This window comes from Pseudomonas putida, assembly GCF_026625125.1.
In the GTDB taxonomy this organism is placed as follows: Bacteria; Pseudomonadota; Gammaproteobacteria; order Pseudomonadales; family Pseudomonadaceae; genus Aquipseudomonas; species Aquipseudomonas putida_X.
Map to the genome: position 1 here is coordinate 4,532,927 of NZ_CP113097.1, position 18,746 is coordinate 4,551,672.

19 protein-coding genes are annotated in these 18,746 nt (G+C 61.8%); 10 read left to right on the top strand and 9 right to left on the bottom strand.

Features of this window, described 5'->3' with window-relative positions:
• Nucleotides 1–211: 211 nt before the first annotated feature.
• Together mprF and OSW16_RS20875 are read left to right on the top strand one after the other, a co-directional pair.
• Complete coding sequence (mprF, locus tag OSW16_RS20870) at nucleotides 212–2,854, top strand: bifunctional lysylphosphatidylglycerol flippase/synthetase MprF (RefSeq protein ID WP_267818160.1); 2,643 nt, start codon at nucleotides 212–214, stop codon at nucleotides 2,852–2,854.
• Nucleotides 2,854–4,146 (top strand): virulence factor family protein, encoded by a 1,293-nt coding sequence (locus OSW16_RS20875; RefSeq protein WP_267818162.1) that lies wholly within the window; start codon nucleotides 2,854–2,856, stop codon nucleotides 4,144–4,146. The genes mprF and OSW16_RS20875 overlap by 1 nt, the downstream gene beginning before the upstream one ends.
• A 36-nt stretch (nucleotides 4,147–4,182) precedes the next feature.
• On the opposite strand, the gene OSW16_RS20880 is transcribed toward OSW16_RS20875, so the two are convergent.
• Complete coding sequence (locus OSW16_RS20880) at nucleotides 4,183–6,081, bottom strand: potassium transporter Kup (protein WP_267818165.1); 1,899 nt, start codon at nucleotides 6,079–6,081, stop codon at nucleotides 4,183–4,185.
• Between the two features lie 236 nt (nucleotides 6,082–6,317).
• Here OSW16_RS20880 and rimO point away from each other — a divergent pair, with 236 nt between their 5' ends.
• From rimO to tsaA, 5 genes are all read left to right on the top strand, one after another.
• Nucleotides 6,318–7,649, top strand: coding sequence for a 30S ribosomal protein S12 methylthiotransferase RimO (gene rimO / locus OSW16_RS20885; RefSeq protein ID WP_241805961.1), 1,332 nt, complete (start codon nucleotides 6,318–6,320; stop codon nucleotides 7,647–7,649).
• Nucleotides 7,650–7,734: 85 nt separating this feature from the next.
• Complete coding sequence (locus tag OSW16_RS20890) at nucleotides 7,735–8,190, top strand: GNAT family N-acetyltransferase (RefSeq protein WP_241805960.1); 456 nt, start codon at nucleotides 7,735–7,737, stop codon at nucleotides 8,188–8,190.
• 121 nt (nucleotides 8,191–8,311) lie between these two features.
• On the top strand, nucleotides 8,312–9,022 hold the full coding sequence (locus OSW16_RS20895) for an rRNA pseudouridine synthase (RefSeq protein WP_267818168.1): 711 nt from the start codon (nucleotides 8,312–8,314) through the stop codon (nucleotides 9,020–9,022).
• 47 nt (nucleotides 9,023–9,069) lie between these two features.
• The gene (locus tag OSW16_RS20900; protein ID WP_267818170.1) at nucleotides 9,070–9,531 is read left to right on the top strand and encodes a DUF1456 family protein; all 462 of its coding nucleotides are present in this window, start codon (nucleotides 9,070–9,072) and stop codon (nucleotides 9,529–9,531) included.
• A 6-nt stretch (nucleotides 9,532–9,537) separates the two neighbouring features.
• Complete coding sequence (gene tsaA, locus OSW16_RS20905) at nucleotides 9,538–10,233, top strand: tRNA (N6-threonylcarbamoyladenosine(37)-N6)-methyltransferase TrmO (RefSeq protein WP_267818172.1); 696 nt, start codon at nucleotides 9,538–9,540, stop codon at nucleotides 10,231–10,233.
• A 195-nt stretch (nucleotides 10,234–10,428) separates the two neighbouring features.
• Here the strand turns inward: tsaA and fpr are convergent, their stop codons facing one another.
• Entirely contained in the window at nucleotides 10,429–11,208 is a 780-nt protein-coding gene (gene fpr, locus OSW16_RS20910) for a ferredoxin-NADP reductase (protein WP_012315841.1), read from the bottom strand.
• Between the two features lie 117 nt (nucleotides 11,209–11,325).
• On the opposite strand from fpr, the gene finR reads away from it, so the two are divergent.
• The gene (gene finR / locus OSW16_RS20915) at nucleotides 11,326–12,252 is read left to right on the top strand and encodes a LysR family transcriptional regulator FinR (protein ID WP_241805956.1); all 927 of its coding nucleotides are present in this window, start codon (nucleotides 11,326–11,328) and stop codon (nucleotides 12,250–12,252) included.
• Here finR and OSW16_RS20920 read toward each other — a convergent pair.
• The 3 genes from OSW16_RS20920 to OSW16_RS20930 all read right to left on the bottom strand — a co-directional run bounded on the left by OSW16_RS20920 (nucleotide 12,249) and on the right by OSW16_RS20930 (nucleotide 14,224).
• Nucleotides 12,249–12,611 carry a diacylglycerol kinase gene (locus OSW16_RS20920; RefSeq protein ID WP_008094698.1) on the bottom strand — a complete coding sequence of 121 codons (363 nt, stop codon included), beginning with the start codon at nucleotides 12,609–12,611 and terminating at the stop codon, nucleotides 12,249–12,251. The two genes, finR and OSW16_RS20920, sit on opposite strands and share 4 nt — an antisense overlap.
• 73 nt (nucleotides 12,612–12,684) lie before the next feature.
• Complete coding sequence (gene erdR / locus OSW16_RS20925) at nucleotides 12,685–13,335, bottom strand: response regulator transcription factor ErdR (protein ID WP_012315844.1); 651 nt, start codon at nucleotides 13,333–13,335, stop codon at nucleotides 12,685–12,687.
• Nucleotides 13,336–13,513: 178 nt separating this feature from the next.
• Nucleotides 13,514–14,224: a tRNA-uridine aminocarboxypropyltransferase gene (locus OSW16_RS20930; protein ID WP_267818177.1), complete on the bottom strand. Its 711-nt coding sequence runs from the start codon at nucleotides 14,222–14,224 to the stop codon at nucleotides 13,514–13,516.
• Between the two features lie 222 nt (nucleotides 14,225–14,446).
• On the opposite strand from OSW16_RS20930, the gene OSW16_RS20935 reads away from it, so the two are divergent.
• A complete protein-coding gene (locus OSW16_RS20935) occupies nucleotides 14,447–14,866 on the top strand; it encodes a quorum-sensing-regulated virulence factor family protein (protein ID WP_267818178.1) in 420 nt (139 codons plus the stop codon).
• Here the strand turns inward: OSW16_RS20935 and OSW16_RS20940 are convergent, their stop codons facing one another.
• A complete protein-coding gene (locus tag OSW16_RS20940) occupies nucleotides 14,867–15,070 on the bottom strand; it encodes a hypothetical protein (RefSeq protein ID WP_241805953.1) in 204 nt (67 codons plus the stop codon).
• Between the two features lie 301 nt (nucleotides 15,071–15,371).
• Between OSW16_RS20940 and OSW16_RS20945 the strand changes: the two genes are divergently transcribed.
• A complete protein-coding gene (locus tag OSW16_RS20945; RefSeq protein WP_267818181.1) occupies nucleotides 15,372–16,490 on the top strand; it encodes an LOG family protein in 1,119 nt (372 codons plus the stop codon).
• Nucleotides 16,491–16,519: 29 nt separating this feature from the next.
• On the opposite strand, the gene recX is transcribed toward OSW16_RS20945, so the two are convergent.
• The 3 genes from recX to OSW16_RS20960 all read right to left on the bottom strand — a co-directional run bounded on the left by recX (nucleotide 16,520) and on the right by OSW16_RS20960 (nucleotide 18,662).
• Nucleotides 16,520–16,990: a recombination regulator RecX gene (gene recX / locus OSW16_RS20950; RefSeq protein WP_267818183.1), complete on the bottom strand. Its 471-nt coding sequence runs from the start codon at nucleotides 16,988–16,990 to the stop codon at nucleotides 16,520–16,522.
• 18 nt (nucleotides 16,991–17,008) lie between these two features.
• Complete coding sequence (gene recA, locus OSW16_RS20955; protein ID WP_241805950.1) at nucleotides 17,009–18,076, bottom strand: recombinase RecA; 1,068 nt, start codon at nucleotides 18,074–18,076, stop codon at nucleotides 17,009–17,011.
• 103 nt (nucleotides 18,077–18,179) lie between these two features.
• Entirely contained in the window at nucleotides 18,180–18,662 is a 483-nt protein-coding gene (locus tag OSW16_RS20960) for a CinA family protein (protein ID WP_241805949.1), read from the bottom strand.
• Between the last annotated feature and the right edge of the window lie 84 nt (nucleotides 18,663–18,746).

The following is an 18,746-nucleotide window of genomic DNA, read 5'->3' on the forward strand; positions in this document are numbered from 1 at the left end:
AGCGCGGGGTTTGTTGTTTTTCCCCTCCTGAAAAATCCGGGCCCCGTAGCCAGCCTTGGCTTTGCGGCGCCACCTGCTGGATGAACTATCTTTAACCCTCCCAAAGGACTGAAAGTCACGTTGCCCGGAGTAATATCTGGATACGTTTCCACAGGGAGATTCACTTGGCCGCACCATCCCCCTACCTCGCGCTGCTTGCCCGGGGTAACTCATGACAGACCGCAACCCAGAAGCCCAGGCCCCACTCGCCTCAACCCTGCCCACGGCTGCGCAGCGTTTGCCGTGGCTGGAGCGGGTGAGCCGCTATCGCCAACCCATCACCCTGGCAGTCACCCTTGTGCTGTTCGCGATGGCACTGATTGCCTGCCGACACTTGCTCAGCGAACTGGATATCTATGCACTGCACGATGCGATGCTCAGCGTGCCCACCCGCTCACTGGTCGGCGCACTCCTCGCGGCGACAATCGGGTTTCTGATCCTGCTGGGGTACGAATGGTCGGCCAGCCGCTACGCCGCCGTGAAGTTGCCCCGGCGTACGCTTCTGCTGGGCGGTTTCAGCGCATTTGCCATAGGTAACGCCATTGGCCTGTCGATGCTCTCGGGCGGTTCGGTGCGCTATCGCCTGTATGCTCGAGAAGGCCTGGGGGCCGCCGAAGTCGCGCGCATGACAGTGTTCGCCAGCCTTTCCTTGGGCTGTGCCCTGCCCCCCCTGGCAGCCCTGGCCACCTTGAGCAACTTGCCAGCTGCGGCTGCCGCCCTGCACCTGCCCATCTCTGTAATGGCCGCAGTCGCTATCGGCGTGCTGGTACTGAGTGCATTACTGGTGGCCGGCCTGTATCGCCGACGCCTGACAGAGCAGCCGTTGCCAGACAGCTTGCTGGTACAACTGGGCCGCCGGACGCTGCGCCTGCCCGGCGCACGCCTGGCAGCGCTGCAATTGGTCATCACCGCGCTGGATGTAGCCGCCGCCGCGACGGTCCTTTACCTGCTGCTCCCAGAAGCCCCTCCGTTCGGCGCGTTCGTGCTGGTGTATCTGCTGGCCCTGGCTGCCGGTGTACTTAGCCATGTGCCTGGCGGGGTCGGGGTATTCGAGGCGATCTTGCTCGCTGCCTTCGCCAATCAGCTGGGCGCCGCGCCACTGGCCGCCGCACTGCTGCTGTACCGTTTGATCTATGTGGTACTGCCATTGCTGCTGGCCTGCGTGCTGCTGCTGGCCAACGAAGCCAGGCGCTTGCTGTTTGCGCAGCAGGCGCTCAAGGCCGCCTCCGGGCTGGCCGCTCCGGTCCTGGCGATCCTGGTGTTTCTCTCCGGCGTGGTGCTGTTGTTCTCTGGCGCCACACCAGAAATCGACACTCGCCTGGAACACATGGGCTTTCTGGTACCCCACCGCCTTATAGATGCCTCGCACTTCGGTGCCAGCCTGATTGGCGTGCTGTGCCTGTTGTTGGCCCAGGGCTTGCGCCGACGCCTCTCTGCGGCTTGGCTGCTGACTACCGTTCTGCTACTGGTCGGTGCACTGCTGTCGTTGCTCAAAGGCTTCGACTGGGAAGAGGCCTGCCTGCTGACCTTCACCGCAGCGCTGCTCGCGTTGTTCCGCCGTTCGTTCTACCGCCCAAGCCGGCTGTTGGAACTGCCGTTCTCACCGGTATTCCTGGCAGCGAGTGCGTGCGTGGTCGGTGCTTCGGTGTGGCTGCTGCTTTTTGCCTACCAAGACGTGCCCTATAGCCATGAACTGTGGTGGCAATTCACCCTCGATGCCGATGCCCCACGCGGCCTGCGCGCCGCCATGGGCAGCGCGATACTGTTGCTGGCCGTGGCCCTGACCTGGCTGCTGCGCACTGCCCGGCCGGTCATACACTTACCAGACGACCAGGAGATACAGCGCGCCAACCGCATCCTGCTGGCTTCCGACCAACCTGACGGCGGCCTGGCCCTGACCGGTGACAAGGCCCTGCTGTTCCATCCCAATGACAACGCCTTCCTGATGTACGCACGCCGGGGCCGCAGCCTGGTAGCGCTGTACGACCCGATCGGCCCGGCCCAGGAACGCGCCGAGATGATCTGGCAATTCCGCGACCTGTGCGACCTGCACCATGCTCGCCCGGTGTTCTACCAGGTGCGCGCGGAGAATCTGCCGTTTTACATGGATATCGGCCTGACCGCACTCAAGCTCGGCGAAGAGGCCCGGGTCGACTTGCGCCGCTTCGACATCGAAGCCAAAGGCAAGGAGATGAAAGACCTGCGCTACACCTGGAACCGCGGCGGCCGCGACGGCTTGAGCCTGGAGATCCATGAACCCGGCCAGGCCCCCCTGGCCGAGCTCAAGGAAATCTCGGATGCCTGGCTCGGCGGCAAGAACGTGCGCGAAAAGGGCTTCTCGCTGGGCCGTTTCAGCCCTGAGTATCTGCAGCATTTTCGCATCGCCCTGATTCGCTACCAAGGCCGGCCGGTGGCGTTTGCCAACCTGCTTGAGACTCACGGCCACGAACTGGCCAGCCTGGATCTGATGCGCGCCCACCCCGAGGCACCCAAGCTGACCATGGAATTCATGATGATCGGCCTGATCCTGCACTACAAAAGCCGTGACTACAGCCGGTTCAGCCTGGGCATGGTCCCGCTTTCCGGCTTGCAGCCCCGGCGCGGGGCCCCCCTGGCGCAGCGCCTGGGCTCGATGGTGTTCCGTCGCGGTGAACAGCTTTACAACTTCCAGGGGCTACGCCGCTTCAAGGACAAGTTCCAACCGGACTGGGAACCCCGCTACATGGCTGTGCCGGCCGGGCTCGACCCGCTGGTGGCACTGGCCGACACTGCCGCCCTGATTGCAGGCGGCCTGACTGGATTGGTGAAACGTTGATGATCCGACGCTACTGGCTGTACCTACTGATACCCCTGCTGCTGGCCGCACTGGCCGGGGCTACCGCCTTCTGGTTGTGGGCCCGTCCGGCCCCAGAGGCGCACCTCGAGCAACTGCCGGTCAATGACACCCACATCACCCGCGTCACCCCGGGCGTTCATGCCAAAGCCTGGGTGGCCATCGGCGTGCCTCAGGACCAGGCGCTGACCGACAAGCAGTTGCTTGACTTGAGCCAGGCCGGTGAGGCCCAGCTGGTGCAGGTCATCCTGCCGTCGGGGGACTGCACTCACCAGCAGCAGTCAATGGACAAGGCCATGACCCTGCTGGCCGAAAAACCGACCCTGGTGGCCGGTATCGGCCCTGGTGCGACCCAGGCATGGCGTTGGCTGGCCACACAGAATGACGACAAGGCCCGAGCCATCTCCGTCGACTTCAACATGGAGCAGCCCGGGTGCACTGCAGCCTTGCCCAAGTCCGCCCCTCATGGCCACTGGAGCGTCGCCTGGAACGACAACCCGGATGATGCCAGCGCCGCGTTCGTGCGCGACCAGCGCAATGCCGAGACCAGCATCAGCGACTACGACATTCACCTGCCACAAGTACTCAAGTCGCAGCTGACCCAGGCCTTGGTGGGCCACGATGGTAACGCGCTGGCTATCCCGGTGGTGGAAGTGCCCGCCGGGCAAACCACCGACACCGTCACTCTATTCCTCTCAGGCGATGGTGGCTGGCGCGACCTGGACCGCGATGTGGCCGGTGAAATGGCCAAATTGGGTTACCCCGTGGTCGGCATAGACACCCTGCGTTACTACTGGCAGCACAAGACACCCGAGCAAAGCGCTGCCGACCTGTCGGCACTGATGCAGCATTATCGTCAGAAATGGGGTACCAAGCGCTTCGTGCTAACCGGCTATTCGTTCGGTGCCGACGTGCTGCCGGCCATCTACAATCGCCTGCCTGCCGAGGACCAGCAACGTGTCGATGCGGTGATGCTGCTGGCCTTCGCCCGCAGTGGCAGCTTCGAAATCGAAGTCGAGGGCTGGTTGGGCAAGGAAGGCCAGGAAGCACCTACCGGGCCGGAGATGGCGAAACTGCCGGCGGCCAAAGTGGTATGCATCTATGGCGTGGAAGAGGCCGACGAAAGCGGTTGCACCGACAAGACTGCCGTGGGCGAGCGCATGAAGCTGCCCGGTGGGCACCACTTCGACGAGAACTATCCGGCGCTGGCCAAGCGCTTGATCGATGAAATTGAAACACGCCAGGGCAAGCCCAGCGTGGCAGAACAGCACTGAGGCGTAGCGAGGGCCGCATTGCGGCCCTCACGGGCGTCAGATCTCGACCTGTGTACCCAGCTCGATCACCCGGTTGAGCGGCAGGTTGAAGAAACGCAGGTTACCGTTGGCATTCTTGAGCAGGAACGCGAACAGGTTGCCCCGCCAGCGCGACATCCCCTCAAGACGCGACGCGATCACCGTTTCGCGGCTAAGGAAATAAGTCGTACGCATCGGGCTGAAATCCAAGCCGTCCAGGTGGCACAGCTTCAGGGCCGCCGGCACATCCGGCTCATCCATGAAACCGAAGTGCAACAGCACCCGGAAGAAGCCATCACCATAGGCCTCCACTTCAAATCGCTCCTGCTCGGGCACCCGCGGCCGGTCCTCACTCACAACCGTCAGCAGCACCACCTGGCTGTGCAGCACCTGGTTATGCAACATGTTGTGCAATAGCGCGTGCGGCACCGCGTCAGGCCGCGCAGTGAGGAACACCGCAGTACCTTCGACACGGTGCGGTGGCTGTACGCGAATGCTGCTGATGAAAACCGGCAGCGGCAGCCCACCCTCATCGATTCGCTCGACCAGAATCTGCTTGCCGCGCTTCCAGGTGCTCATCAGCAGGAACAGCACGCCCCCGGCCAGTACCGGGAAGGCGCCGCCCTGGGCAATCTTCGGCACGTTGGCGGCGAAGAACAGCCCGTCGATCAGCAGGAAACCAATCAGAATCGGTACCGCCAGCACCGGCGGCCACTTCCACAACAACAGCATCACCGCCGCCACCAGGATGGTGGTAATCAGCATCGTTCCGGTCACCGCCACGCCGTAAGCAGCCGCCAGCGCGCCGGATGACTCAAAACCGATCACCAGCAGCACCACACCCGCCATCAGCGCCCAGTTCACCGCAGCGATGTAGATCTGCCCCTGCTCGTCGCTGGAGGTGTGCTGGATATGCATGCGCGGGATGTAACCCAACTGGATAGCCTGGCGGGTCAGGGAGAAAGCACCCGAGATCACCGCTTGCGAAGCGATTACCGTGGCCATGGTCGCCAAGCCCACCAGCGGCAGCAACGCCCAGGCCGGCGCCAGCAGGTAGAACGGGTTGCGCGCAGCATCAGGGTTTTGCAGCAATATCGCGCCCTGGCCGAAATAATTGAGCACCAATGCTGGCAGCACCAGGGCGAACCAGGCCCGGGCAATCGGCTTGCGCCCGAAATGGCCCATGTCGGCGTAGAGCGCCTCGGCACCGGTCAAGGCCAGCACCACCGCACCGAGGATGGCCACGCCCATGCCGGGGTGCACGATGAAGAAATTCACCGCCCAGCCCGGGTTGAACGCCTTGAGCACCTCGGGGCTTTGCGAGATGCCATGCACCCCGAGCGCCGCCAGCACCACGAACCAGGTGACCATGATCGGGCCGAACAGCTTGCCGATCTTATCGGTGCCATGCTTTTGCACCAGGAACAGCCCCACCAGCACCACCAGCGAAAGCGGCACCACCCAATGGTCGATACCCTCGAATGCCAGGCCCATGCCCTCCACTGCCGACAGCACCGAAACCGCCGGGGTGATCATGCTGTCGCCGTAGAACAGCGAGGCGCCGATCAATCCGCAGATGACCATCAGCGTGCGCAGGCGTGGGTAGGCCGCCGTGGCCCGCCGCGCCAGCGCGGTCAGGGCCATGGTGCCGCCCTCCCCCTGGTTGTCGGCACGCAGGATGAACATCACGTACTTGAACGACACCACCCACAGCAGCGACCAAAGGATCAGCGAGAGGATCCCCAGTACACCATCGTGATTGACCGGCACCCCGTAACCGCCGGTGAAAACTTCCTTGAGGGTATACAACGGGCTGGTTCCGATATCGCCGTAGACCACCCCAACAGCTGCCACCAACAGGCTCAGCGACCGCGTCGCCCCCTGACCGCCCTCGGCGTGACTGCTTGCCTGAACCATCGACCACTCCCGCAAACGGCCATCTAGACCGGTAGAATTCTGCCCCACGCCAGGGGAACACACATACCCCGGCGCAACGGGGCGAAGCATAGCGCAGCGTTCGTCGCATTTGTGCTGGTCAAGCGACCTTGCGCTCGCTAGAATTGCGCACTTTTTGATCAGAGGCGCCCAAAAGCGCCCGTCAGGGTCGCCGCCGTTTCCGGCCGGGCGGCCTGTATTCAATACCGAGGTTAGTCATGTCCACCACTCCCGCCACCCCCAAGGTAGGGTTCGTCAGCCTGGGTTGCCCAAAAGCCCTGGTTGATTCCGAGCGCATTCTGACCCAGCTGCGTATGGAAGGTTATGAAGTCGTGCCCACCTACGAGGATGCCGACGTGGTGGTGGTCAACACCTGCGGCTTCATCGACAGTGCCAAGGCCGAGTCGCTGGAAGTGATCGGCGAAGCGATCAAGGAAAACGGCAAGGTCATCGTCACCGGCTGCATGGGTGTCGAGGAAGGCAGCATCCGTGACGTGCATCCCAGCGTGCTGTCGGTCACAGGCCCCCAGCAGTACGAGCAGGTAGTCAACGCCGTGCACGAAGTGGTACCACCCCGCCAGGACCACAACCCGCTGATCGACCTGGTACCACCGCAGGGCGTCAAGCTGACCCCGCGCCACTACGCCTACCTGAAGATCTCCGAAGGCTGCAACCACAGCTGCAGCTTCTGCATCATCCCGTCGATGCGCGGCAAGCTGGTCAGCCGCCCGGTCGGCGAGGTGCTGAGCGAAGCCGAACGCCTGGTCAAGGCCGGCGTCAAGGAGATCCTGGTGATCTCCCAGGACACCAGCGCCTACGGCGTCGATGTCAAGTACAAGACCGATTTCTGGAACGGCCGGCCCGTCAAGACCCGCATGCTTGAGCTGTGCGAAGCGCTGAGCAGCCTGGGCGCTTGGGTGCGGCTGCACTACGTCTATCCGTACCCGAACGTCGACGACGTGATCCCGCTGATGGCCGCCGGCAAGATCCTGCCGTATCTGGACATCCCGTTCCAGCACGCCAGCCCGAAAGTGCTCAAGTCGATGAAGCGTCCTGCCTTCGAAGACCGCACCCTGGCGCGCATCAAGCGCTGGCGCGAGCAGTGCCCGGAACTGGTGATTCGCTCGACCTTCATCGTCGGCTTCCCGGGCGAAACCGAAGAAGACTTCCAGTACCTGCTGGACTGGCTGACCGAAGCTCAGCTCGACCGTGTCGGCTGCTTCCAGTACTCGCCAGTCGAGGGTGCGCCTGCCAACGACCTGGGCCTGGAAGAGGTGCCGGATGACGTCAAGCAGGCACGCTGGGACCGCTTCATGGCCCACCAGCAGGCTATCAGCAGCGCCCGCCTGCAACTGCGTATCGGCAAGGAAATCGAAGTGCTGATCGACGAAGTCGAAGAACAAGGCTCGGTTGGCCGCAGCTTCTTCGATGCACCTGAGATCGATGGCAGCGTATTCATCGATGGCGACCATGGCTTCAAACCGGGCGACAAGGTCCGTTGCCGGGTGGTCGATGCCGACGAGTACGACATGTGGGCAGAGCCAGTCTGAGGCCGCGCCTGTAGAAGAAGCCCCGCCCCACTGGCGGGGCTTTTTGCATCTATGGTTTCTTCATTGGCCACCGAGGAACACCGGCATGCATTCGGCATTGACGCTGCAAACGCCCCACCTGTCTGATTACCCGGAACTGGTTCAGGTCTGGGAAAGCTCGGTGCGCGCAACCCATGATTTTCTGCCAGACGCTTACATCCTGCTGCTGCGCGATCATGTGCTACGCAAGTACCTGGATGCCGTGATGCTGGTCTGCTGCAAGGATCGCCAGCGCATCTGCGGCTTTGCCGGTGTCGCCAATGGGCGTGTGGACATGCTGTTCGTGGCACCGGAATACCGCGGCCGAGGCGTGGGCAAGCGCTTGCTGCGTTATGCCATCAGCGAACTGAACGCCCAGTACCTGGACGTCAACGAACAGAACCCCCAAGCCTTGGGCTTCTACCGGCACGAGGGCTTTGAGGTGATCGGGCGCTCGGAAACGGATGGCCTGGGGCAGCCCTATCCATTGCTTCATATGAAGCTTATTCGTACAGCGTCCTAAGACTTTGTCGCAGGAGGCCGTGCAATACTTCCCAATTGACGGATTTGGCACAGATTCCCGTCATCAGCCCCCCATGGACAGGTACAATGCAAGACTTTCCCTGCCTTGCGAATTGCCCGCCATGTCCGAACCCGTCCGCCTGTCCAAACGCCTCATCGAGCAGCTCGGTTGCTCACGTCGGGAGGCAGAGCTGTACATCGAAGGAGGCTGGGTCACGGTCGATGGCGTGGTAGTCGAGCAGCCTCAGTTCAAGGTTGACCAGCAAGCGGTCGAGCTGTTGCCGGGCGCCAATGCCGAGGCGCTTGACCCGGTTACCCTGCTGCTCAACCAGCCTGCCGGTGTCGATATGGATACGGCCCGCGCCAGCATCAACATGGCCAGCCTCAGCGAAGCGCATCGCGAAGGCGTGCGGCCGCTGCACGGGCACTTCACCCGGCTGACCTGTTCGGCCCCCTTGGAGCGCGGAGCCAGTGGCCTGCAGGTGTTCACCCAGGATTGGCGGGTTACCCGCAAGATCGAAGCCGACCTGCGTCGCCTGGAACAGGAATACATCATCGAAGTGCGCGGCGAGACTACGCCACAGGCGCTGGAGCGCCTGGCGCGCGGCGCGACGCGCAATGATCGGGAACTGCCCAAGGCCAAGGCCAGCTGGCAGAACGAGACCCACCTGCGCCTGGCCCTGAAAAATCCACAGCCTGGGCAAATCTCCGAGATCTGCGCCTACCTGCGCCTGGAAATCCTCAGCATGCGCCGCATTCGCCTGGGTGGTGTCTCCATGGGCAAGCTGCCCGTGGGCAACTGGCGCTACCTGGCCGGCACTGAACGTTTCTAAGCAATGCGCCACGCCCTGGCGTGGCATTTGAACAGGATTTTGCAGCAATGAACCACAACGATGTACTGCGCAGCCTGCGCTACATGCTCAAGGTGAACGACGCCAAGATGGCCGAGATCATCGCGCTCTCGGGCCTGGAAGTTAATCCGGTAGTGCTCGCCACCTACCTGATGAAAGAGGACGAGGCCGGCTTTGTGCGTTGCCCCGAACGGGTCATGGCGCACTTTCTCGACGGTTTGGTCTTCTATCGCCGCGGCAAGGACGACAGCCGTCCGCCACAGCCTGTTGAGCTGCCGGTGACCAACAACACCATCCTCAAGAAGCTGCGCGTAGCCTTCGAGCTCAAGGAAGACGACCTGCATGCGATCCTCAAGTCGGTCAACTTCCCGGTTTCCAAGCCCGAACTCAGCGCACTGTTCCGCAAGGTGGGCCATGACAACTATCGGCCTTGCGGCGACCAGTTGCTGCGCAACTTCCTCAAGGGCCTGACCCTGCGCGTACGCGGCTGACTCGCGATGCACCATACGGTTTCGCCTGTTGGCATCGTGCGCTCCTGCTTCAAGGAGAAATTCGCCATCCCACGGCAGCCACAGCTGGCGCCGGCTGCACGTGGGATACTTGAGTTGCTGCCACCGTTCGACCAAGGCGAGGCCGTGGCGGGCCTGGAGCAGGTCAGCCATGTGTGGCTGTTGTTCCTGTTCCATCAGGCCCTGGAAGACAAGCCACGCCTCAAGGTGCGCCCACCCCGCTTGGGCGGCAACAAGAGCATGGGCGTGTTCGCCACGCGAGCGACCCACCGGCCCAATGGCATCGGCCAGTCGGTGGTGCGCCTGGAGGGGGTGGAACCGGGGCGGCTGCTACTGTCCGGCATCGATCTGCTCGATGGCACGCCGGTGCTGGACATCAAACCGTATGTTCCCTATGCCGACAGCATCGCCGGGGCGAACAACCTGATGGCCAGCGATGCGCCTGCCGCGATCGCCGTGCAATGGGGCGATAGTGCCCTGCCCCAGGCCCGCGAACACGCCCTGCGCCTGGGCGAGCCACTGGTGGAGCTGATCGAGCAGTGCCTGGCACAGGACCCTCGACCGGCCTATCAGGTGCCAGTACCGGACCGGGTGTACGGGGTGAAGTTCTGGGATGTGCAGGTCAGGTGGCACTACCCGCAGCCGGAAGTGATTCGGGTGCTTGAGGTCGTTGCGGAAAACTGAAGGCACTGGCAGCCTCAGGCGCACAGGCTTAATGGCCTTGTCAGGGCTGCTGCGCAGCCAATCGCCGGCAAGCCGGCTCCCACAGGGACCGCGCAGTCATTGAGGCCTGCGCTGTACCTGTGGGGGCCGGCTTGCCGGCGATGGGCCGTAAAGCGCTTGGCTGACTGGCATCAGGCCAAGCTTGCTACCGGTCGATTACTTCTCGACGAAGGCACGTTCGATCAGGTAGTCACCCGGCTCACGCATGCGCGGGGAGATCTTCAGGCCGAAGCTGTCGAGGACCTCGCTGGTCTCGTCGAGCATGCTCGGGCTACCACAGATCATCGCGCGGTCGTCCTGCGGGTTGATCGGTGGCAGGCCAATGTCGCTGAACAGCTTGCCGCTGCGCATCAGGTCGGTCAGACGGCCCTGGTTCTCGAACGGCTCGCGGGTCACGGTCGGGTAGTAGATCAGCTTGTCACGCACCGCTTCACCGAAGAACTCGTTCTGCGGCAGGTGTTCGGTGATGAACTCGCGATAGGCCACTTCATTCACGTAACGCACACCGTGCACCAGGATCACTTTCTCGAAGCGCTCGTAGGTTTCCGGGTCCTGAATGACGCTCATGAACGGCGCCAGGCCAGTGCCGGTGCTCAGCAGGTACAGATGCTTGCCCGGGTTGAGGTCGTCGAGGACCAGCGTGCCGGTAGGCTTCTTGCTGATGATGATCTCGTCGCCTTCCTTCAGGTGCTGCAGCTGGGAGGTCAGCGGACCGTCCGGCACCTTGATGCTGAAAAATTCCAGATGCTCTTCCCAGTTGGGCGAAGCGATGGAGTAGGCGCGCATGAGCGGACGGCCGCTGTCCTGCTGCAGGCCGATCATCACGAACTGACCGTTCTCGAAGCGCAGGCCCGGGTCGCGGGTGCACTTGAAGCTGAACAGAGTGTCGTTCCAGTGATGCACACTGAGGACACGTTCGTGGTTCATGTTGCTCATCGATGGGGCTCCTGAAGAAAACGCAGCGCGCAAAGCGCACAGTTGCGCGATAGTTTAGGGGCAGCGACAATATCTGTTAACTGAATTATCAAGATATGTGTTATCGGTTATATAGATATGCGATTCACACTTCGTCAGCTACAGGTATTCGTCGCCGTGGCCCAGCATCAGAGCGTCTCTCGAGCCGCCAGCGTGCTGGCCCTGTCGCAGTCGGCTGCCAGCACGTCCATCACTGAACTGGAGCGGCAATCGAGCTGCCAGTTGTTCGACCGTGCAGGTAAACGCTTGGCCCTCAATGCCTTGGGCCATCAGTTGCTGCCGCAAGCGGTTGCGCTGCTCGACCAGGCCAAGGAGATCGAAGACCTGCTCAACGGCAAGTCCGGTTTTGGCTCACTGGCAGTCGGCGCCACACTGACCATTGGCAACTACCTGGCCACCTTGCTGATCGGCAGCTTCATGCAGGTACACCCGGAAAGCCAGGTCAAACTGCACGTGCAGAACACCGCCCATATCGTGCACCAGGTTGCACAATACGAAATTGATCTGGGTCTGATCGAAGGCGACTGCAGCCATCCAGACCTGGAGGTGCAGCCTTGGGTGGAGGACGAACTGGTGGTGTTCTGCGCGCCGCAACACCGGCTGGCCGAGGTGGGCCATGCAGATATCGAAAGCCTGTCCCAGGAAGCCTGGATCCTGCGTGAGCAGGGTTCTGGGACACGACTGACGTTCGACCAGGCCATGCGCCATCATCGCGCCAACCTGAACATCCGCCTGGAGCTGGAGCACACCGAAGCGATCAAACGCGCCGTGGAATCAGGCCTGGGCATTGGCTGCATATCGCGCCTGGCACTGCGCGATGCCTTCCGGCGTGGCAGCCTGGTGCCGGTTGAAACCCCGGAGCTGGACCTGATGCGCCAGTTCTATTTCATCTGGCACAAGCAAAAATACCAGACCTCGGCCATGCGCGAGTTTCTCGAGTTATGCCGTAACTTCACCGCAGGCTTCACCCGCAGTGACGAAATTGTTCTGCCGCCGATCGCTTAGAGCAGGATAACGCCCCAGACCAACGCCACCATCGTCAACGCTACGAGTTGCGCAGCACTGCCCATGTCCTTGGCGTTTTTCGAAAGCGGGTGGCGCTCCAGCGAAATACGGTCAATGGCCGCCTCTACCGCCGAGTTGAACAGTTCGACGATCAGCCCGAGGAGGCACACCGCAATCATGATGGCCCGCTCTGCGCGGCTTACCGGCAGCCAAAAGGCAATCGGGATCAGCAGCACATTGAGCAGTACCAGTTGACGGAAAGCAGCCTCGCCTTTGAAGGCGGCGCGCAGGCCGTCCAGCGAATAGCCGGCGGCATTGAAGATACGTTTGAGGCCGGTCTGGCCTTTGAATGGCGACATGTGCGTCACTTCACCGATGAAAGGCCAGCAGACTAGTCCAAAACGAGTCAAAAAAGCGTGAAGCTGCAAGCAGTTAGCTGCTTGCAACAGATTCAAGTTGTTGCAGCAGCAAGGCCGCCTGGGTTCGCGTGCGCACGCCCAGCTTGCGAAAGATCGCTGTCACATGAGCCTTGATGGTCGCTTCCGACACATTCAGCTCGTAGGCGATCTGTTTGTTAAGCAAGCCTTCACAGACCATGGTCAGCACGCGAAACTGCTGTGGCGTAAGGCTGGCCAGGCCTTCGCTGGCGGCTTTGGCCTCGGCCGACACATCGACCCTTTCGAATGCCTGAGGCGGCCACCAAACGTCGCCATCGAGCACCTTTCTCACTGCATCCTGAATCACTTCCAGCCCACTGGACTTTGGAATGAAGCCACTGGCCCCGAACTCACGGGACTTGACTACCACGGCAGCCTCCTCCTGGGCCGAGACCATCACCACCGGGATCTGAGGGTACTGGCCACGGAGCAGGACCAGCCCGGAGAAACCATAGGCACCCGGCATGTTCAGGTCCAGCAGGACCAGATCCCAGTCGGCTTTTTCGCTCAGTCGGCTTTCCAGCTCGGCGATGCTCGCCACCTCGACCAGGCGCACATCCGCACCCAGGCCGAGGGTGACGGCCTGGCGCAGAGCGCTACGAAACAGTGGGTGGTCATCGGCAATCAGGATTTCGTACATGGCCATCGATCTAAGGATCCTGTTCTGTGCCAGGCGCAGCGGCGGAATGATAGCGCCCGGCGGGGAATCGGCGCCAAGGTGCCGAGCACAACCGGGCGGGTCAAACCACTCGCCCCGGCGCCTCGCTTCATCCTGGCCGCCAGCCCCGTCATTATGAACCAAAGTGGGGCTTGTGCCCCTTGGACTATAGGAAGGTATGCAAACGCTGGTGGGTAGCGTCCTGCTCATCCAGTGGCAGACGACGCTTGCCACTGAGGTAGTGCAGGCTGAACACATCCAGGTACGCATCCAGGGCTTGGGAAGCCTGGTGGTCACCCGCAAGGTCCAAGCACATGGCAGCCACTTCCGCAGTGCAGAAATGATCATCGCGCTTGGAGCGGCGCAAGCGATAGCGCGACATCTGCTCAGCTTGCAGGCTGAGCACCGGGAAGCGGTCAAGATAAGGGCTCTTGCGGAACATTTTGCGGGCTTCGGTCCAGGTAGCGTCCAGCAGGATGAACAAAGGCCGCTTGCCCGGCACACGAACTACCTCGCTGACCACCCGCTCCTGGGCGACGAATTCCCCGGGGAAGACGATGTACGGCTGCCACTGGGGGTCTGCCAGCAGGGTCAACAATCGTTCGTCCACCGCCGTGCGCAACCAGCCGAAGGCAGAGGTCTCTTCGATGACGTCGGCGATCAGCCAGCCGGTGTTGGTGGGCTTCAGTGGCTCGGTATCATGCATCAACAGGCATACACCCGAGTCGGCCTGCACCTTTGGCTTCCAGGCACATAGACAATGGGTGGCGATAACCCGACAGTCAGGGCAACGTTCGGCACGTGAGCCACGAGCAATGAACGGCTTGATGCTGCGGGCCAGCCGTTCGGCGCGCAGGCGCGCTACCGCATGGCTCATGCTGGCAAGCCTCGGAACAGGTTGTGACTGGACACTGCGATAACTCGATGAAAACAAAGCGCCATTCTATCAGAGCGGGCGTCATTTGCCGTGCAGCTGGACGGGCTGGTCCTTTATAATCGGCGTTTGGTGGCCGCGAGCCTACCCGCGATACTGCGGGTTTCATGGAACACCAGCCGTCTGCGCATGTCGAAGCGCCAGTCACCGAACCAGGAGAGATTCATGCTGCGTCTTATCGTCCCGACCCTGAGCCTGTTGCTCACCCTGCCACTGGCAGCCCAGGGGGCCTCCAAGCAGGAGTTCGAGCTGAACAAGCTGCTGGAAAAGGTCGCCAAGCAAAGCAGCGTCGGCACCCCAAGGGCCATCAACGAAGATATCCTCGACCAGGGCTATACCGTTGAAGGCAGAGCACTGGTCAATCACCTGAGCGTACGCGCCGAGCACGCCGCACGCATGCAGGAAAAACCCGCCGAGGTGCGTAGCCAATTGGGTGACAGCGTCTGCCGCAATAGCGGCTACCGCAACCTGATGTCCAAAGGCGCCGTGATGGTCTATCGCTTCACCGTCTACAAGACCAACGAACCTGTCATGGACCAGGCCTTCGACGCTGCCAGCTGCACTGCCGGCAACAAGAAGAAGTGATCAACTGACCCGCTCATCCTCCGCGCGCTGCGGCTCTTCGTCGGCGCGCATCTCTGCCAAAAGCGCCTGCAGATAGGGTGATTGGCATTCCAACGCAGCCAACCGCCGCAAGCACTCCGCTTCCAGGCTCACATGATGGACCTGGGCCGCATGTTCCAGCTGCTGATACAGCTGCCGGTCTACCTCGATGACCAAGCGATGCATACCGCCACCTCCTGCATCGACACGTTTCGCTTCTCCAGTTAACCAAACCCTTGCCATCAATGGCCGCGTGCCGACGAGTGGCCGCAGCGATAGTGCCTGCACGAAGTGGCGCAAGGGTCTAGATTGATAGCGAAGCGCACAAAAACGACAAGATGAATGACGCACTGCATCAGGGCCTTGAAGGCCTACTGCAATGCTCGGGACGCACACTCGAGCAAGAGCAGCCAGCGACGCACGTAGTGTCGCGGCCGAGCCCAGCCATCAGCTCGGTCAGAGGTTTTGCTGCAGAAGGAGACGTTGAATGCCTTACCAACCCAATGAGTATCTGTTCAATCACTTCAGGGACAGTGGTATCGACCTGAGCAAGCTAGACGAACAACTGCAATTGGTCGCACCGGACAGCCCCAACCTGCCACTGTACCGGGACATGATGCTGACCATCTTGCGCATGGCCCACGACGACACCGATCGCTGGAGTGCCAAGATCACCTTGCAGGCCCTTCGCGAACTGGACCACTCCTTCCGCAGCCTGCAACGCTACAAGGGCCGGCGCAAGGTCACGGTTTTTGGCTCGGCGCGCACACCGCTGGAACACCCGATGTATGCCTTGGCCCGCGAACTGGGCGCCACACTGGCCCGCTCCGACCTGATGGTCATTACCGGCGCAGGTGGCGGCATCATGGCCGCTGCGCATGAAGGCGCGGGTAGCGACCACAGCCTGGGTTTCAACATCACCCTCCCTTTCGAACAACACGCCAACCCTACAGTGGACGGCACTGACAAGCTGCTGCCCTTCCACTTTTTCTTCATTCGCAAGCTGTTCTTCGTCAAGGAAGCGGACGCCCTGGTCCTTTGCCCCGGAGGTTTCGGCACGCTCGACGAAGCACTGGAAGTACTGACACTGATTCAGACTGGCAAAAGCCCACTGGTACCGGTGGTGCTGCTGGATTCACCAGGTGGCAGCTTCTGGCAAGACTGCCTGGACTTCATCAGCAGGCAACTGGAAGAAAACCGCTACATCCTACCCAGTGACCTCAAGCTGCTACGCCTGGTGCACAGTGCCGACGAGGCGGTGGAGGAGATCAACCAGTTCTACAGCAACTACCACTCCAGCCGTTGGCTGAAGAACCAGTTCGTGATCCGCATGCATCATCGGCTCAGCGACGCAGCACTGCATGAAATTCAGGAAGCCTTCGCCGATTTACGGCTCAGCGGTAAGTACTACCAACATGCCGACAGTGGCGCAGAGCATGAAGTAGGCAACTACAACCACCTGACCCGCCTGACCTTTGCCTTCAATGGGCGCAACCAAGGGCGCCTGCGTGAGCTGGTGGATTTCATCAATCTGTCGGAGAACTGGGCCAAGCCCCAGCCGATGCATACTACACAGCGGGCAAGGGACGCGCTGAAGGTCAGCTGAGTACGCCTGCCTGCGATGTGGCTGTTAGATCAATAGTCGTCCAAGTCTCGGCCGCTGAGCAGGCGGCCGATCATGTCCATGGGAAACCCACGGTAAGCGAGAAATCGGGTCTGCTGGGCGCGGCTGCGGGGATCCTGCGGACGTTGACCGGCATATTTGCGCTGCCAGGCATCCTGTAACCGCTCTGCCCAGTTCACACCACAGTCACGCAGTGCCTGGTCGACATCGCCACGGTTCAGGCCACGCTGGCCGAGTTCCTCGCGAATACGCGCTGGACCATAGCCGGCATTGGAACGGTACCTGATGAAGCTTTCGAGGTAGCGAGCCTCGCTGAGCAGCCCTTCTTCGGCGAGCCGATCGAGCGCTGGCTCGATCAACTCATCCGTAGCGCCGCGCTGACGCAGTTTACGCGTCAGCTCGATGCGACCATGCTCGCGGCGCGCAAGCAGGTCCATGGCTGTCCGCCGAACGGCGACGGGGGTGTCGAGTACGACGGACATGATCAGGCCAAGCAGCTATCAATAACCGGCGTCGGCGTCAGCCACGTCGTCGGCGTTGGCATCGGCTGCAGCAGCCTTGCCCGCTTCGGCAACGACACCCGCCTTGAGCAGCTTCTCACGAATCTGCTTCTCGATCTCGGCGCCAATGGCCGGGTTCTCTTGCAGGTACTTGGCCGCGTTAGCCTTGCCTTGGCCGATCTTGTTGCCTTGGTAGGCATACCAGGCCCCCGACTTCTCGACCAACCCTTGGGAAACACCCAGGTCGATGATTTCGCCGTTACGGTAGATACCCTTACCGTAAAGAATCTGGAATTCAGCCTGACGGAACGGCGGCGAAACCTTGTTCTTGACGATCTTGACGCGGGTTTCGCTGCCGACGACTTCGTCGCCTTCCTTGACTGCACCAGTACGGCGGATGTCCAGGCGCACCGAGGCGTAGAACTTCAGGGCATTACCACCGGTGGTGGTTTCGGGGCTACCGAACATCACACCGATCTTCATACGGATCTGGTTGATGAAGATGACCAAGCAGTTGGCATTCTTGATATTACCGGTGATCTTACGCAGCGCCTGGGACATCAGACGGGCCTGGAGGCCAACGTGCATGTCACCCATCTCGCCTTCGATTTCCGCTTTGGGCACCAGGGCGGCCACGGAGTCGACGATGATTACGTCAACGGCGTTGGAACGCACCAGCATGTCGGTGATTTCCAGCGCCTGCTCACCGGTATCCGGCTGCGAAACCAGCAGGTCGTCGACGTTTACGCCCAGCTTGCCGGCGTACTCAGGGTCCAGCGCGTGCTCGGCGTCGACGAAGGCACAGGTGGCGCCGCTTTTCTGGGCTTCGGCGATGACCGACAGGGTGAGCGTGGTTTTACCCGAAGACTCCGGGCCATAAATCTCGACGATACGGCCTTTTGGCAGGCCGCCGATGCCCAGGGCGATGTCCAGGCCCAGGGAGCCGGTGGAGATGGCCGGAATGCCAGTGCGCTCGTGATCGCCCATGCGCATGACTGCGCCCTTGCCGAATTGGCGTTCGATCTGACCCAGGGCCGCAGCCAAGGCGCGCTTCTTGTTGTCGTCCATTGAAATCCTCACGTGTTCGACTTGGCCCTGATGGCCGGAATACCTGTATAAGTAGCCAGTATTATTCCACAGGGAAGCGCTTGAGCAAACCCCTGTCGTCGATTTACTCGGCACCAAGCTGTAACAAGCCGTCTAGCGCGGCGATCACCGTCTGTCGGCGCACTGCTTCACGGTCGCCGTCGAAGTGGCGACGCTCACTGATCACATGACTGCCATCGGCCCATGCCAGCCACACGGTACCAACGGGTTTGGCCGGCGAGCCACCATCGGGCCCGGCCACACCACTCACCGCCACGGCGAAACGCGCACCGCTGGCCGCTTGGGCGCCGCGCACCATGGCTTCGACCACTTCCTGACTGACTGCACCTACCTGGGCGAACAAATGTTCAGGGACCCCAAGCTGGCGGGTCTTCTGAGCGTTGGAGTAGGTGACATAGCCAGCCTCGAACCAGGCGGAGCTGCCAGGTACGCGGGTGATAGCTTCGGCGATGCCACCGCCGGTGCAGGATTCGGCGGTGGTGACCTGGGCGCTGAAACGGCGCAGGTGTTCGCCCAGTCGGGCGGAGAGAACGGTAATCGGGTCCATGTGCAGTTCCTGGAAGAGAGGCAGAGCCACACCCTAGCATTTGAGGTGGCTGATCGGGACAGGCATTGCTTTACCCAAGCGCAC

Excerpts from the sequence above, each read along its gene's own strand:
- mprF (WP_267818160.1), top strand. The coding sequence starts at position 212 with ATGACAGACCGCAACCCAGAAGCCCAGGCCCCACTCGCCTCAACCCTG.
- OSW16_RS20875 (WP_267818162.1), top strand. The coding sequence starts at position 2,854 with ATGATCCGACGCTACTGGCTGTACCTACTGATACCCCTGCTGCTGGCC.
- OSW16_RS20880 (WP_267818165.1), bottom strand. The coding sequence starts at position 6,081 with ATGGTTCAGGCAAGCAGTCACGCCGAGGGCGGTCAGGGGGCGACGCGG.
- rimO (WP_241805961.1), top strand. The coding sequence starts at position 6,318 with ATGTCCACCACTCCCGCCACCCCCAAGGTAGGGTTCGTCAGCCTGGGT.
- OSW16_RS20890 (WP_241805960.1), top strand. The coding sequence starts at position 7,735 with ATGCATTCGGCATTGACGCTGCAAACGCCCCACCTGTCTGATTACCCG.
- OSW16_RS20895 (WP_267818168.1), top strand. The coding sequence starts at position 8,312 with ATGTCCGAACCCGTCCGCCTGTCCAAACGCCTCATCGAGCAGCTCGGT.
- OSW16_RS20900 (WP_267818170.1), top strand. The coding sequence starts at position 9,070 with ATGAACCACAACGATGTACTGCGCAGCCTGCGCTACATGCTCAAGGTG.
- tsaA (WP_267818172.1), top strand. The coding sequence starts at position 9,538 with ATGCACCATACGGTTTCGCCTGTTGGCATCGTGCGCTCCTGCTTCAAG.
- fpr (WP_012315841.1), bottom strand. The coding sequence starts at position 11,208 with ATGAGCAACATGAACCACGAACGTGTCCTCAGTGTGCATCACTGGAAC.
- finR (WP_241805956.1), top strand. The coding sequence starts at position 11,326 with ATGCGATTCACACTTCGTCAGCTACAGGTATTCGTCGCCGTGGCCCAG.
- OSW16_RS20920 (WP_008094698.1), bottom strand. The coding sequence starts at position 12,611 with ATGTCGCCATTCAAAGGCCAGACCGGCCTCAAACGTATCTTCAATGCC.
- erdR (WP_012315844.1), bottom strand. The coding sequence starts at position 13,335 with ATGGCCATGTACGAAATCCTGATTGCCGATGACCACCCACTGTTTCGT.
- OSW16_RS20930 (WP_267818177.1), bottom strand. The coding sequence starts at position 14,224 with ATGAGCCATGCGGTAGCGCGCCTGCGCGCCGAACGGCTGGCCCGCAGC.
- OSW16_RS20935 (WP_267818178.1), top strand. The coding sequence starts at position 14,447 with ATGCTGCGTCTTATCGTCCCGACCCTGAGCCTGTTGCTCACCCTGCCA.
- OSW16_RS20940 (WP_241805953.1), bottom strand. The coding sequence starts at position 15,070 with ATGCATCGCTTGGTCATCGAGGTAGACCGGCAGCTGTATCAGCAGCTG.
- OSW16_RS20945 (WP_267818181.1), top strand. The coding sequence starts at position 15,372 with ATGCCTTACCAACCCAATGAGTATCTGTTCAATCACTTCAGGGACAGT.
- recX (WP_267818183.1), bottom strand. The coding sequence starts at position 16,990 with ATGTCCGTCGTACTCGACACCCCCGTCGCCGTTCGGCGGACAGCCATG.
- recA (WP_241805950.1), bottom strand. The coding sequence starts at position 18,076 with ATGGACGACAACAAGAAGCGCGCCTTGGCTGCGGCCCTGGGTCAGATC.
- OSW16_RS20960 (WP_241805949.1), bottom strand. The coding sequence starts at position 18,662 with ATGGACCCGATTACCGTTCTCTCCGCCCGACTGGGCGAACACCTGCGC.